Source organism: Methylobacterium sp. NMS14P, from assembly GCF_028583545.1.
GTDB lineage: Bacteria > Pseudomonadota > Alphaproteobacteria > Rhizobiales > Beijerinckiaceae > Methylobacterium.
In genome coordinates this window covers 1,454,040-1,466,862 of the sequence record NZ_CP087106.1, presented here as the reverse complement: position 1 = coordinate 1,466,862, position 12,823 = coordinate 1,454,040, and the positions used below count along the sequence as shown (strand labels likewise).

Annotated in this window: 13 protein-coding genes; 8 read left to right on the top strand and 5 right to left on the bottom strand. The window is 73.5% G+C overall.

Annotated features, from left to right (window positions below; all coding sequences use genetic code 11):
- Nucleotides 1–4: 4 nt before the first annotated feature.
- From LOK46_RS06940 to LOK46_RS06920, 5 genes are all read left to right on the top strand, one after another.
- Nucleotides 5–1,012, top strand: coding sequence for a UDP-glucuronic acid decarboxylase family protein (locus tag LOK46_RS06940; RefSeq protein ID WP_273563096.1), 1,008 nt, complete (start codon nucleotides 5–7; stop codon nucleotides 1,010–1,012).
- Nucleotides 1,013–1,039: 27 nt separating this feature from the next.
- A complete protein-coding gene (locus LOK46_RS06935) occupies nucleotides 1,040–2,122 on the top strand; it encodes an inositol-3-phosphate synthase (RefSeq protein ID WP_273563095.1) in 1,083 nt (360 codons plus the stop codon).
- Nucleotides 2,123–2,204: 82 nt separating this feature from the next.
- Nucleotides 2,205–2,807 carry a histidine phosphatase family protein gene (locus LOK46_RS06930; RefSeq protein WP_273563094.1) on the top strand — a complete coding sequence of 201 codons (603 nt, stop codon included), beginning with the start codon at nucleotides 2,205–2,207 and terminating at the stop codon, nucleotides 2,805–2,807.
- Between the two features lie 116 nt (nucleotides 2,808–2,923).
- On the top strand, nucleotides 2,924–3,709 hold the full coding sequence (locus tag LOK46_RS06925) for a TIGR04290 family methyltransferase (protein ID WP_273564551.1): 786 nt from the start codon (nucleotides 2,924–2,926) through the stop codon (nucleotides 3,707–3,709).
- A complete protein-coding gene (locus LOK46_RS06920; protein ID WP_273563093.1) occupies nucleotides 3,706–4,617 on the top strand; it encodes a beta-xylosidase in 912 nt (303 codons plus the stop codon). Before LOK46_RS06925 ends, LOK46_RS06920 begins: the two co-directional genes overlap by 4 nt.
- A gap of 278 nt (nucleotides 4,618–4,895) precedes the next feature.
- On the opposite strand, the gene LOK46_RS06915 is transcribed toward LOK46_RS06920, so the two are convergent.
- Together LOK46_RS06915 and LOK46_RS06910 are read right to left on the bottom strand one after the other, a co-directional pair.
- Nucleotides 4,896–5,117 carry a DUF6894 family protein gene (locus LOK46_RS06915; RefSeq protein ID WP_273563092.1) on the bottom strand — a complete coding sequence of 74 codons (222 nt, stop codon included), beginning with the start codon at nucleotides 5,115–5,117 and terminating at the stop codon, nucleotides 4,896–4,898.
- Between the two features lie 674 nt (nucleotides 5,118–5,791).
- Entirely contained in the window at nucleotides 5,792–6,475 is a 684-nt protein-coding gene (locus LOK46_RS06910) for a DUF4142 domain-containing protein (RefSeq protein WP_273563091.1), read from the bottom strand.
- Nucleotides 6,476–6,811: 336 nt separating this feature from the next.
- Between LOK46_RS06910 and LOK46_RS06905 the strand changes: the two genes are divergently transcribed.
- Complete coding sequence (locus LOK46_RS06905; RefSeq protein ID WP_273563090.1) at nucleotides 6,812–7,864, top strand: LacI family DNA-binding transcriptional regulator; 1,053 nt, start codon at nucleotides 6,812–6,814, stop codon at nucleotides 7,862–7,864.
- Nucleotides 7,865–8,105: 241 nt separating this feature from the next.
- Here LOK46_RS06905 and LOK46_RS06900 read toward each other — a convergent pair whose 3' ends face one another.
- From LOK46_RS06900 to LOK46_RS06890, 3 genes are read right to left on the bottom strand one after another with little or no spacing between them, the layout of a single operon-like run.
- Nucleotides 8,106–9,854, bottom strand: coding sequence for an ABC transporter ATP-binding protein (locus LOK46_RS06900; RefSeq protein ID WP_273563089.1), 1,749 nt, complete (start codon nucleotides 9,852–9,854; stop codon nucleotides 8,106–8,108).
- A gap of 13 nt (nucleotides 9,855–9,867) precedes the next feature.
- A complete protein-coding gene (gene fhuF, locus LOK46_RS06895; RefSeq protein WP_273563088.1) occupies nucleotides 9,868–10,638 on the bottom strand; it encodes a siderophore-iron reductase FhuF in 771 nt (256 codons plus the stop codon).
- Complete coding sequence (locus LOK46_RS06890) at nucleotides 10,635–11,894, bottom strand: MFS transporter (protein WP_273563087.1); 1,260 nt, start codon at nucleotides 11,892–11,894, stop codon at nucleotides 10,635–10,637. The genes fhuF and LOK46_RS06890 overlap by 4 nt, the downstream gene beginning before the upstream one ends.
- Nucleotides 11,895–12,117: 223 nt before the next feature.
- Here LOK46_RS06890 and LOK46_RS06885 point away from each other — a divergent pair, with 223 nt between their 5' ends.
- Both LOK46_RS06885 and LOK46_RS06880 read left to right on the top strand, forming a co-directional pair.
- On the top strand, nucleotides 12,118–12,336 hold the full coding sequence (locus LOK46_RS06885) for a hypothetical protein (protein WP_273563086.1): 219 nt from the start codon (nucleotides 12,118–12,120) through the stop codon (nucleotides 12,334–12,336).
- Between the two features lie 153 nt (nucleotides 12,337–12,489).
- On the top strand, nucleotides 12,490–12,822 hold the full coding sequence (locus LOK46_RS06880; RefSeq protein ID WP_337251967.1) for a hypothetical protein: 333 nt from the start codon (nucleotides 12,490–12,492) through the stop codon (nucleotides 12,820–12,822).
- The last annotated feature ends 1 nt before the right edge of the window (nucleotide 12,823 follow it).

The following is a 12,823-nucleotide window of genomic DNA, read 5'->3' as shown; positions in this document are numbered from 1 at the left end:
AATGATGGTGGGAACCAGGAGCGGCATCCGAGTCCTCGTCGCCGGCGGTGCCGGGTTCATCGGCTCGCATCTGATCGACGCGCTCCTCGCCGACGGGGCGCGCGTCACCTGTGTCGACAGCCTGCTGACCGGGCGGCGGGCGAATCTCGCCCATCTCGCCAACGAGGCGCGGTTCGACTTCGTCGAGGCGGACGTGACGGAGCCGCTGCCGGCGCTGCCGCGGTTCGACTGGGTGTTCAACCTCGCCTGCGCGGCCTCGCCGCCGCACTACCAGGCCGACCCGGTCCACACGATGATGACCAGCGTGCTGGGCACCGGCCGGCTGCTCGAGATTGCCCGGGACGCCGGGGCGCGCTTCCTCCAGGCCTCCACCAGCGAGGTCTACGGCGATCCGGAGCGGCACCCGCAGCAGGAATCCTACTGGGGCAACGTCAACCCGACCGGGCCGCGGGCCTGCTACGACGAGGGCAAGCGCTCCGCCGAGACCCTGACCTTCGATTTCGAGCGCCAGCACGGCCTCGACATCCGCGTCGCGCGGATCTTCAACACCTACGGGCCGCGGATGCGCGCCGACGACGGCCGGGTCGTCTCCAACGTGATCTGCCAGGCGCTCGCCGGCGACGACATCACGGTCTACGGCAACGGCGAGCAGACCCGTTCCTTCTGCTACGTCAGCGACCTGGTGGACGGGCTCCTCCGGCTGATGGCGGTGGAGACGCCCCTCGCCGGCCCGGTCAACCTCGGCAACCCCCGCGAGCTGACGGTCGGCGCGCTGGTCGACCTCGTGGTGCGGATGACCGAGACCCCGTCCCGGATCGTGCGCCGGCCGCTGCCGGTGGACGATCCCCAGCGCCGCCGGCCGGACATCACCCGTGCCGAGACCCTGCTCGGCTGGTCGCCGCGGGTGCCCCTGGAGGAGGGCCTGGAGGCGACGATCGCGTGGTTCTCCCGCGAGATCGCTCCGCGCCGGGCGCGTCCGGCCATCGAGGAGCGCGCCGTTGTCGCCGGCTGAGCCACGCCCCGGGCGGCCGAGGCGCTGATGGACGCCGCCCCCATCCGCGTCGGCCTCGTCGGGATCGGCAACTGCGCCTCGTCCTTCGTGCAGGGGCTGCACCATTACCGCGACGCGGCGCCCGGCGAGCCCGTGCCCGGCCTGATGTCGCCGGACCTCGGCGGCTACCGGGTGCGCGACATCGCGGTCGTCGCGGCCTTCGACGTCGCCGCCGGCAAGGTCGGGCGCGACCTCGCCGCGGCGATCCTGGCCGAGCCCAACAACACGCAGGTCTTCGCCGCGGTGCCGGAGACCGGCGTCACGGTGCGGCGCGGGCCGACCCACGACGGGATCGGCCGCTACCTCGAGGGGGTGGTCGCGGAATCGCCCGAGCCGGTGGCCGACGTGGTCGCGGAGCTGCGGCGCACCGACGCGCAGGTGCTCGTCTCCTACCTTCCGGTGGGCTCGCAGGCGGCCACCGAGTTCTACGCGGACTGCGCCCTGCAGGCCGGCTGCGCCTTCGTGAACTGCATCCCGGTCTTCATCGCGTCGAACCCGGAATGGGCGGAGCGCTTCGCCGCCCGGGGACTGCCGATCGTCGGGGACGACATCAAGAGCCAGGTCGGCGCCACCATCGTGCACCGGGTGCTCGCCAACCTCCTGCGCGAGCGCGGCGTCCGGCTGGACCGGACCTACCAGCTCAACTTCGGCGGCAACGCCGACTTCCTGAACATGCTGGAGCGCGAGCGGCTGGAATCGAAGAAGCTCTCGAAGACCCGGGCGGTGACGAGCCAGCTCGACGGAGCCCTGGCCCCGGGCGACATCCATGTCGGCCCGAGCGACCACGTGCCGTGGCTGACCGACCGGAAATGGGCGCATATCCGCCTGGAGGGCACGGCCTTCGGCGGCGTGCCGCTCAACATCGAGCTGAAGCTCGAGGTGTGGGACTCGCCGAACTCCGCCGGCATCGTGATCGACGCGGTGCGCTGCGCCCGCCTCGCCCTCGACCGGGGCCTCGGCGGGGCGCTGGAAGGGCCGTCGAGCTACTTCATGAAGTCGCCGCCCCGGCAGTTCACCGACGCGGAGGCGCGGGACCGCACCCTGCGCTTCGCGGCGGGCGAGGGCGTGTGATGGTGGTTGGCGTACCGGCGGGCGCGGGGCGGACGACGCGTTCGCTGACCCCGATCGCCGTGTTTCCGACGGGCCGCCCCGCATGAGGCAGGTCTTCCTCGTCCGCCACGGCAGCCACGACCGGCTCGGCCGGATCCTGTGCGGGCGCATGCCGGGCGTCTCCCTGAGCGAGGCCGGCCGCGCCGAGGCGCGGGCGCTGGCCGACGCCCTCGCCCGCCGCCTCGCCGGGCGCGGCGCCGGCACCCTGCTGGCGAGCCCGCGCGACCGCACCGCCGAGACCGCCGCGCCGATCGCCGCGGCCCTCGGGCTGACGGTCGCGACCGAGCCCGACCTCGACGAGATCGAGACCGGCGCCTGGACGGGCCGCAGCTTCGACGCCCTCGCGGCCGATCCCCTCTGGGCCGCCTGGAACGCGGAGCGCGCGACCGCCCGCCCGCCGGGCGGCGAGAGCATGGCGGAGGCGCAGGGACGGGTCGGCCGGGTCCTCGCCCGCTTCGCCGCGGACGGCGCGCCCGTGATCCTCGTGAGCCACGGCGACGTCATCCGGGCCGCCCTCCTCGGGCTCCTCGGCCTCGGCCTCGACGCCTACGACCGGATCGTCGTCGACCCGGCCTCCTGCAGCGAGCTCGCCCTCTGGCCCGGCGGCGGGCGGGTCGTGTCGATCAACGAACGGACCGCGCCATGACGGACCGCACCCTGACGGACCGCACCCTGACGGACCGCACCCTGACGGACCGCACCCTGACGGACCGCACCCTGACGGACCGCACCCTGACGGACCGCACCCTGACGGACCGAGCCATGACGGCCTCCGACCTGCGCCGGCAGGCCGACGCCCTCGGTCCCTGGTTCCACAACATCGACCTCGGCGACGGCGTCTGGACCGCCCCGGACCACTTCCTCGGCGACTATCCGGGCGTGAAGTGGCGGCGCTTCGCCGGGGCGCTGCCCGCCGACCTGACCGGCAAGAGCGTCCTCGACATCGGCTGCAACGGCGGCTTCTACGCCATCGCGATGAAGCAGCGCGGCGCGGCCCGCGTGCTCGGCCTCGATTCCGACGAGCGCTACCTCGCCCAGGCCCGCTTCGCCGCCGCCAGCCTCGGCCACGACATCGAGTTCCGGAACCTCTCCGTCTACGACGTCGGCACCCTGGGCGAGCGGTTCGACGTCGTGCTGTTCATGGGCGTGCTCTACCACCTGCGCCACCCGCTGCTGGCCCTCGACCTGATCCGCGAGCACGTGGCCGGCGACCTGCTGGTGTTCCAGTCGATGCTGCGCGGCAGCCGGGCGGTCGAGCCGGTCGCCGAGGATTACGACTTCTGGGACATGGACCAGTTCGAGCGGCCCGGTTACCCGCGGATGCACTTCGTCGAGCGCGCCTACGCGCACGACTGGACGAACTGGTGGATCCCCAACCGCGCCGGGATCGAGGCGATGCTGCGGGCGAGCGGCTTCGCCATCGCGGCCCAGCCCGAGGCGGAGGTCTATCTCTGCCGCACCGCGCCGGTCCCCTACGGGCTGGGGGCCGCATACCCCGCGCGGTCGCAGTCGGACGAGAGCGGGCAAGGACGCGGGAACACGCGATGATCGACTCGGTGATGCTCTGGAACGAGCCCAACAACAAGTCGCACTGGGACCCGGAGATCGACCCCGACTGGCTGCTCTTCGCCGAGATGGCCAAGGAGGCGGGCCACGCGGTCCGGGCGGCGAACCCGAACCTGATCCGCGTGCTCGGCGGCATCTCGCCGATCGACCCGGTCTTCATCCGCAACATGGAGGGCCGCGGCGTCCTCGACGCCGTCGACGCCGTGGCGGTGCACGGCTTCCCCCTCGACTGGAACCTGTGGTCGATCCACGACTGGCCGGCCAAGCTCGACGAGATCCGCGCCGTCACCGACCTGCCGGTCTGGGTCTCGGAGGTCGGCGTCTCGACCTTCGGCGCCGAGGAGGTCCAGGACTGGGGCCTGCGCCGCACCCTGGAGTTGCTCTCCGGCCGGGCGCCGCGGATCCACTGGTACAGCCTCTACGACCTGCCGCGGGAATGGGAGGCCACCACCCGCCACAAGGAGGCCGAGGGCTCCTCCTACTACCGGCACTTCCACATGGGCCTGCTCCGGCAGGACGGCACCCCGAAGATCGCCCTGGAGAGCTTCGCCCGCCACACCCCGGAGATCGGCCTGTGCCAGTGGTTCCACTTCGAGGACCACCGGCTCGACGAGGCCGTCGCGTGGATGAAGCGGCTCGGTGTCCGCTACCTGCGGACCGGCCTGTCCTGGGCCGACAGCTTCCGGCCCGGGGCGCTGGACTGGTTCGACCGGCAGATGGCGGCGCTGCAGGATTTCGACGTCACCGTCACGTTCTGCTTCACCCCGGAGCACCGGGGCATCTCGCCCCACCACACCAGCGCGCCGCTGGTCCGCGCCGAGTTCGCGGAATTCTGCGCCGCCATGGTCCGCCGCTACGCCCCCGCGCCCCTGCCGGGCGCGACCTGGTAGAGCCCGCGGCGCGCCGGCCGGGCCATCGCGGGAAAGCAGTCGCGGGCCGATAGTCGCGGGCCGATAGTCGCGGGCCGACAGTCGCGGGCCGACAGTCGCGGGCCGACAGTCGCGGGATCGTGCGCCGGCCTCATCCGGATGGGGGATGCGGGCGCCCCGTCCTGGGTCTACGGTCGGGCCTTCTCCGAGACGAGATCACCTAAAGCCCGCCCGGCCAAGCCGCGGCGGGCTTCTTGTCGGGTGCCGTTCGGCGCCCCGCCGGGCGTCCCGGCCCCGCGCTACCGGCGGATCGGCAGCCGGTGGCGGGCGTACCCGGCGGCATCGCGCACGACCAGGTTCCAGGACCGGTCGGGATCGGAGGCGCAGACCTCGTCGGCCATCTCGGCGATGACGCTGCGCGCCTCGGCCATGGCCTCGTCCAGGCTGCCGACCTCCACGCCGTCGTCGTCCCGGATCGTCTCCTCGCTGCTCTCGAGGTCGAAGTAGAAGCGCTCGGACACCGACCTCCCCCTGCTGCCGGCCCGCGGCGATCGTCCGGATATCTCTACGTAGTGCGAAACACGACTGGGAAAGGTCTTCGGTTGGATAAACCTTAATGCATCTAAAACATGGAGTTTGCCCGGTTCTACGCGATCCGCCTGAGATTCCGCTCACGTTATCAATTATAGGAATCCTCAGCGTCCCCCCGCCGTCGTCCGACGGCCCGGAGCGGTGGCGCTCCTGAGCCGGGGCCCCGTGACATGTCGACCTCCGCCAACCCGCCCAACCCGAGCGCCGAGACGGCCGCGCTCCGCAAGGACAAGCTGCGCGCGCACATCAGGAGCGTTCTGTCGACGATCCGGTCCCATCATACGGGCCGCGGGGCGTCGTCGATCCGTGCCACGGGCTACGTCCTTGGAGGGTGGTTCTGCGGCGCGGCTGCGGCATCGATCCCGCTTTTTACGTAGCAACGGTCCGTCCAAGGGATGTGTTTCTCGAGGCGCCGCGATCCGGCGCGTCGAACGGCGTCCGATGACAGAGAACGCCCAGCTTCGATCCCATATCCGCGGCGTGCTGCTCAGATTGGTGCAGCGGCTGCGCGAGCGGGCCGGCTGACGGGGGCCTCCGCGAGGCCGGTGGGGAACCTGGGGGAGCCGGTCCGCCGCGCGGCGGACCGGCCCCGTCGTCCGGCGGCTCAGCCCGCCTGACCGCCCATCATCGCCTGCATCCGGCTGAGCCGGGCGATGTGCAGGTTGATCAGCGGCAGGGCGCCGCGGGCGATCGCGCGCAGGCCGGGATCCTCGCCCGACTGGGCGTAGGCGCCGTGGATGCCCAGCGCCTCCCGATGACCCTGGAGCGAGGCGTTCACGAAGGTGGCGTCGTATTGCGGCCCCGGCGGCATGGCGCTGAGCTGCGCCAGGATCTGCGCCTTCTGCGCGTCGGTGGTCATGCCCTGGGCCGGGCCCGGGCCGCCGAGCACGCCGCCCGCGACGCCGCCCGCGACACTGCCCGCCGCGCTCACGGCGGTGCCGGCCACCGCCACGGGCGCCGCGACGAGGCCGCCGATCAGGCCGCCCGGGCCCGCCGCCGCGGCCGGGCCGGGGATCGGGGCGCCGCCCGTGTAGGCGCCGATCTTGCGGGCGAGGTTCACCTGCTCGACCACCTCGGCGCGGGCGAACTTCTTGACGCCGGGATTGGTGGTCTTCGCGTGGGCGTCGCGGGCCGTATTCTCCAGGAACAGGCCGCCGCCGGTGGCCATCTGGAGATAGGCGCCGGTCGGGATCGCGCCGGCCGGCGTGACCTGCGCGAGGGCGGTGCGCGTGACCGCCAGGGCCGCGGTGGCGCCCAGCATCGTGGTGAGGAGAGCGCGTCGGTGCATGCGACGGTGCATCATGGGAGTGGCTTCCGGATTGGGTGAGGCACCCGACGCCCCGATCATCGCTTGAGGTGCTGCCCGGCGAACCGCACAGGGCGGACAAGGTTCCTGCCCGGCGGGCCGGCCGGAAGGCGGGACCGGGATGCCCGGGAATCCGCTGGATGGACCGGATTTCGCGCGCGAATGATCGGTGCTGCGCAGCCTTCGCGCCGGGAGGTGCCGTCTTCGCTGCCCGGCCCGCGGCTTTATCTCCGATCGATACAGATCTAGATTGTCGCACCGAACGAGGCGGCGCCCCGCGCCGGGCCGCGGCCGTCCGGACCGGCTCTCGAGGTGACGATGGGCCAGACGACGATCAAGGACGTCGCCCGACGGGCCGGCGTGAGCTTCCAGACGGTCTCGCTGGTCCTGAACCACCCGCAGAAGGTCGCCCGGACCACGCGCGAGACCATCGAGACGGCCATGCGCGACCTGGACTTCGTGCCCAGCCTCGCCGCCCGGTCCCTGCGCAAGAAGCCGAGCCGCAGCATCGCCTGCGTGTTCGCCCCGGCGCCGGAGCCCGCCGCCGACGGAGGTCGCCCGGGGGAGGAGGCCGATCACGGCCACGTCCTCCAGACCTTCGGCACCGTCACCGACCAGCAGGGCTACACCCTGGTCCACCGCTGCCGCCGCGGCGACGACCCGGACGGCCCGGGCCGAATCGCCAGCCTCGTCAGCGAGGCCCGGGTCGACGGACTCGTGGTCTTCGCCGAGGATCGGGACGACCCGCTGATCGGCCTGCTCCAGGCCAAGCGGTGCCCGTTCGTGGTGTTCGGCCTGGACGTGCCCGGCACGCACTACGTCGCGCGGGCCGAGCGCGACGCGATCCACGGGGCCGTCCGCCACCTGATCGCGGCGGGCAGCCGGTCGATCTGCCTGCTCGCGGGCGACGATCGCCGGCCGCTCGCCGCCACTGAGCGGTTCCGCGGCTACCGGGACGCCCTCGCGGAGGCCGGGCTGCCCCTGCGCGACGCCCTCGTGGTTCCCTGCGACGGGACCGCCGCGGGCGGCTACCGGGCCGCGCGGGCGCTGCTCGAGAGAGGGCCGGGCGCCCGGCCGGACGCCGTCGTGGCCGCCAGCGACCGGGTGGCGTTCGGCGTGCTGCGGGCGCTGCACGAGGGCGGCGTGCGGGTCCCCGCGGAGATCCGCGTCGTCGGCTTCGACAACCTCACCCAGGGGGCCTACGCGGTCCCGAGCCTGACCTCGGTCGATGTCCCGGTGCTCGACATGGTCCGGTTCGCGTTCGCGACGCTGGTCGCGCTGATCGAGGGGACGCGGGCGCCGGACGACCTCGCCCAGAAGCTGTTTCCCACGCGCCTCGTCGTGCGCGAGTCGAGTGCGCCGCCGCCCTAGAGCCGTTTCCGATCGGGTCGGGGCGGTTTGTTCGGACGGTCACTCCGGTCGATACAGCCGCGCCGCCCCCTCTCCCGTGCGGGAGAGGGTTAGGGTGAGGGATGCGACCTCTCCGGACAGACCTGATCCCTCACCCTGTCCCTCTCCCGCCCAGGAGAGGGGACCCGCGCCGCGTGCGGTACGGGCTCGGCGATCGCCCCCGTCTCGACCGGATCGGGAACGACACGGGCGGGACGGGTCCTCACTCCGCCGCGAGGACGCCCGACCCGGATTCGCCGCGCCCGAACTGCGCCGCGTGCAGGCGGCTGTAGGGGCCGCCGGCGGCGAGCAGCGCCGCGTGCCGGCCCGCCTCGACGACCCCGCCCTCCCCCAGGACCACGATGCGGTCGGCGTCCCGGATGGTGGCGAGGCGGTGGGCGATCACCAGGGTCGTGCGCCCGCGGGCGAGCTCGGCGAGCGCCCGCTGGATCTCCCGCTCGGTCTCGGTGTCGAGCGCCGAGGTCGCCTCGTCGAGGATCAGGATCGGCGGGTTCTTGAGGAAGACCCGCGCGATGGCGATGCGCTGCTTCTGGCCGCCCGACAGGCGCACGCCGCGCTCGCCCACCACGGTGTCGAGGCCCTCCGGCAGGCCGTCGATCAGCCCGCCGAGCCGGGCGCGCCGCGCGGCGGCGTCGATCTCGGCCTCGGTGGCGTCGAGGCGGCCGTAGGCGATGTTCTCCCGGATCGTGCCGGCGAACAGGAACACGTCCTGCTGCACGATGCCGATCTGGCGGCGCAGGCTCGCCAGGGTGATGGCGCGGATGTCGATGCCGTCCACGGTGATGCGGCCCGCCTCGACTTCGTAGAAGCGCGGCAGCAGGGCGCAGAGGGTGGTCTTGCCGACCCCCGAGGGGCCCACGAAGGCCACGGTCTCGCCGGCCGCCACCGCGAGGTCGAGGCCGGTGAAGACCGGGCGGCCGGGGCCGTAGCCGAAGCTCACCCCCTCGAAACGGATGTCGCCGCGCAAGGCGCCGACCGCGCGGGCCTCCGGCCGGTCGGTGATGTCGGGCTCGGTGGCCAGCAGCTCCTGGTAGCGGCGGAAGCCCGCGACCCCCTTCGGATACGTCTCGACCACGGCGCCGATCTTCTCCAGCGGCCGGTAGAACACGCCCACCAGCAGCAGGAAGCCCACGAAGCCGCCGGGCGTCAGGTCGCCCCGGACCACGAAGGCGGCGCCGCCGAGCAGCACCGCGATCTGGACGAGGCGCAGGCCCAGGTAGTTGATCGACAGGCCCGCGGCCATCAGCCGGTAGGCCTCGAGCTTGGTGTCGCGGTAGCGGGCGTTGTCGAGGGCGAACAGAGCGCGCTCGTGGGGCTCGTTGGCGAAGGCCTGCACGACCCTCATGCCGCCGACATTCTCCTCGATCCGGGCGTTGAAGGCGCCGACCCGGCCGTACTGGGCCTGCCAGTTGCGGGTCATGCGGCCGCCGTAGCGGATCGACACGAAGGCGATCAGCGGCAGGATCGCCGCGGTGATCAGCGCCAGCGGCGCGTGGACCGTGAGCATCAGCGCGAAGGCGCCGAACAGCGTCATCACGGCGATGAACAGGTCCTCGGGCCCGTGATGGGCGACCTCGCCGATCTCCTCCAGGTCCTTGGTCACGCGGGCGACGAGGTGGCCGGTCTTCTGGCTGTCGTAGAAGCGGAAGGAGAGCTTCTGCAGGTGGTCGAAGGCCCGGGCCCGCATGGTGGTCTCGATGTTGATGCCGAGCACGTGGCCCCAGTAGGTGACCACCACCATCAGGCCGGTATTGGCGACGTAGACCAGCGCCAGCGCCGCCGCGGCGAGCAGGATCAGCCCCCAGTCCTGCCGGGGCAGCAGGCTGTCGATGAAACCCTTCACCGCGATCGGGAAGCCGAGCTCCAGCAGGCCCGACAGCACCGCGCAGCCGAAATCGACCAGGAACAGCGTCCGGTACGGCCGGTAATAGGCGAGGAAGGCCTTCAGCATCGCGCGGCTCGGATCAGCGTTGGGCGGCGCACTCGACGGGGCAGAGCGCGCCGCAGGACGGCACCCCTGGCAGGCGGTGGCGCAGGCAGCAGACGCGCCGCCGCCGGCAGCCCGACGCCCCCGGGCACAGCGCCTGCGCCAGCGGGCTCCTAGCGCAGCCGGAGCCGGCGCGCCATCCGAGGCAGGCCGCGACGTCGTCACAGGCGGCGGTGCAGGCGCTCGCACAGCCGCCGCCGTCCCCCTCCCCGTCCCCAGCCAGCCCGGCGAGCGGGTCCCCGAGTTCCCGGGCGACGTAGTCGAGGATCACCGCGGCGTTGCCCCAGAGGACCCGGGGCGCGATCCCGCACCGGGCGTGGCAGAGCTCGACGAACGGGCGCAGATGCGCCTCCACCAGCCCGGTCAGGCCGGGCGCCGGGCAGGCCGCGCAGGCGGACCCGTCCGCGGGGAGGCGGAAGCGGCACGGGCGGCCGGCCCCGTCGAGCTCGAGGCTGACCGCGTCGAAGGCGAGCGGCAGCGGCCGGCCGAGGCGCACCAGGGCGGTCAGCGCCGGCGTCGCCAGGGCCGCGAGGTAGAACTGGCTCCAGTACGAGACTCGGACCCGCGGGTCCGCGGTCCGGAACTCCGCGCCGAACCCGGCCCCGAAGGCCGCCAGCGTCGCGTCGAACACGTCGGGGTCGCGCAGGGCGCCGAGCGGTAGCGCCTCCGGGCCGCCGGGGCCCTCGGCGATCCCGTCCCGGTAGGCCGCGAGCGTGTCGGGAACCTGGGCGGCGACCTCGGCGATCATCGCGCCGCCCCGTCGTCGCGCAGGGTCCGGTCCACCGCGACGGCGAGCCACGCCACCGCGGCGGCGTAGAGCGGCAGGGTGGCGGCGAAGTAGCCCGGCCAGCCAATCCAGCCGGCGAGCGCCGGGGCGGCCACCCGCAGCGGCATCGCGGCGAAGAAGGCGGCGCCGAACAGGAGCGCGTAGTCGGTGGCGGGCTTCGGACCCTGGGCCCAGCGGTAGATCATGTTGAAGACCGGCACGCCCAGGAACCCGCCCGCGACGAAGCTCAGCACGGCGGCGGCGACGCCGAGATCCGGCATCCGGCCCGCGCAGGCGACGACCATCAGGCCCCCGGAGGCCAGGACGCCGAGGGCCCCCGCGGCGATCAGCCGGACCGTGCCGAACCGCGCGGCCAGCCAGCCGGCCGCCAGCGCCATGACGAGGTTCACGGCCGGGAGCACGGTGCCGGTGAGCGTGCCGACCTGCCCGAGCGGGACGCCGAGATCGAGGAGCGCCAGGGTGTTGGGCCCGGCCACGAGGTAGGAGGCGGCGAAGTAGGCCCCGAGCACCAGCACGCGTCCGCCCAGGCGGCGCAGCCGGGCCAGCGAGCCCGACCAGCGCTCCGGGCCGGTCCCGGCTGCCCCGCTGCCGGCCCCGCGCGGGCGCGCCTCCCGGTAGCCCAGGATCGGCAGCAGGCAGAGGGCGTCGAGGGCCGCGCAGGCCAGGACCGCGCCGCGCCAGCCCAGGCTGTCGTAGGAGCCGACCAGCACGCCGACCCCCAGGATCCCGCCGAGGGAGGCGCCGCACAGCTTGGCCGAGGCCACGAAGGCGCGCCGCTCCGCCGGCACGGTCTCGACCACCAGGGCCTCGAGGGCGATGTCCATGGTCGCCACGCAGGCGCAGGCGGCGATCGCCAGGGCGAGCAGCGCCGGGAGCGGCCAGGTTTCGCCGAGGCTCAGGACGGCCAGCAGGAGCACCGAGGCGGCCTGCGCGGCCGCGATCCAGCCGATCCGGTGGCTGAGGAACGGCAGGCGGAGCCGGTCGAGGAGGGGCGCCCACAGGAAGGTGAGCCCGACCGGCAGGTTGATGAGCTGCAGCAGCCCGACCTCGGCCAGCTCCACGCCCCGCGCCCGCAGGATCAGCGGCGCCCCGCCGGACAGGAAGCCGAGCGTCGCCCCGAAGGTCACGTACAGGCAGAAGAACGGCGCCAGCGGCCGCAGCCCCGACAGGGTGTCGACGACCCGGGTGCCGATGGCAGGACCCGCGGAACCGGTCACCGCGCCCCGCACGCTGTGCCGCGATCCGCGCCGGCCCGGAGGCTGCAGTTTATAATCACACTAATCTATTGATTTACCACGGTTTTTGCTGTTTAGAGAGGTCGGCGCCGGGGATCAAGCCGGCGGCGTTTCGCGGCGCGTCGACGCGCGCCCCGCCGGCGGATCCAGCGTTAACCTTTCGTCAACCATGCCCCCGACAGAGTCCCCGGCGGAGGGCTGAGCCATGACCCGACGCCGGGATTTCGACGCGCTGAGCGAGGCGCAGATCGCCGCGGACCGCACGCAGGGGCGCTGGGTCGAGCCGAAGGCGGGCTTCCGCCCGCCCGGGCCGCGGGCCGTGTCCGATCTGCTCGACACGATCCAGCATGTGGCCGAAGCCGCGACCGGCGAGCGCAGCTTCCTGCACCTGCGTCCGGAGGCCGGCCGGCCCCGCGGGCGCTGAGACGATCCGTCCCGCGGTGCCGCCGCCCTGACCGCGCGGCGCGCTGGCAAGGGCCGACCGGTTCTGCAACAACGCCGGCATGAGACGGCGTTCCGCCCGCGCATCCGCTTGCTCGCACGCGTCGATCGCGTCCGCCCGATCCGGCGGCGCCTCATGAGCGCGGACGAGGCGGCGGACCGCCGGCCGCGCAACCGCACCCTCGCGCGGGAGGTCGAGCGCCGCCGCGCCGCCCCCGCGGCGACCGGCGCGGCGGCCAGGCTGCTGATCGGCGATGTCGGCCTGCCCGGCGGCCTCGCCGGCCGGGAGAGGGTGGAGGCGGCCCGAGCGCACCGGCCGGATCCGAAGGTCCTGTTCATCACCGGCTGCGCCGAGAACGCGGCCTTCGGCACCGTCGGCCTCGAACCGGGGATGCGGATGATCACCGAGCCGTTCTCCGTGGAGGCCCCGGCCGCGCGGGTGCGCGCGATGATCGCCGGTCTCGACTGAC

Excerpts from the sequence above, each read along its gene's own strand:
- LOK46_RS06905 (WP_273563090.1), top strand. The coding sequence starts at position 6,812 with ATGGGCCAGACGACGATCAAGGACGTCGCCCGACGGGCCGGCGTGAGC.
- LOK46_RS06910 (WP_273563091.1), bottom strand. The coding sequence starts at position 6,475 with ATGCACCGACGCGCTCTCCTCACCACGATGCTGGGCGCCACCGCGGCC.
- LOK46_RS06885 (WP_273563086.1), top strand. The coding sequence starts at position 12,118 with ATGACCCGACGCCGGGATTTCGACGCGCTGAGCGAGGCGCAGATCGCC.
- LOK46_RS06900 (WP_273563089.1), bottom strand. The coding sequence starts at position 9,854 with ATGCTGAAGGCCTTCCTCGCCTATTACCGGCCGTACCGGACGCTGTTC.
- LOK46_RS06940 (WP_273563096.1), top strand. The coding sequence starts at position 5 with ATGGTGGGAACCAGGAGCGGCATCCGAGTCCTCGTCGCCGGCGGTGCC.
- LOK46_RS06925 (WP_273564551.1), top strand. The coding sequence starts at position 2,924 with ATGACGGCCTCCGACCTGCGCCGGCAGGCCGACGCCCTCGGTCCCTGG.
- LOK46_RS06930 (WP_273563094.1), top strand. The coding sequence starts at position 2,205 with ATGAGGCAGGTCTTCCTCGTCCGCCACGGCAGCCACGACCGGCTCGGC.
- LOK46_RS06920 (WP_273563093.1), top strand. The coding sequence starts at position 3,706 with ATGATCGACTCGGTGATGCTCTGGAACGAGCCCAACAACAAGTCGCAC.
- fhuF (WP_273563088.1), bottom strand. The coding sequence starts at position 10,638 with ATGATCGCCGAGGTCGCCGCCCAGGTTCCCGACACGCTCGCGGCCTAC.
- LOK46_RS06880 (WP_337251967.1), top strand. The coding sequence starts at position 12,490 with ATGAGCGCGGACGAGGCGGCGGACCGCCGGCCGCGCAACCGCACCCTC.
- LOK46_RS06935 (WP_273563095.1), top strand. The coding sequence starts at position 1,040 with ATGGACGCCGCCCCCATCCGCGTCGGCCTCGTCGGGATCGGCAACTGC.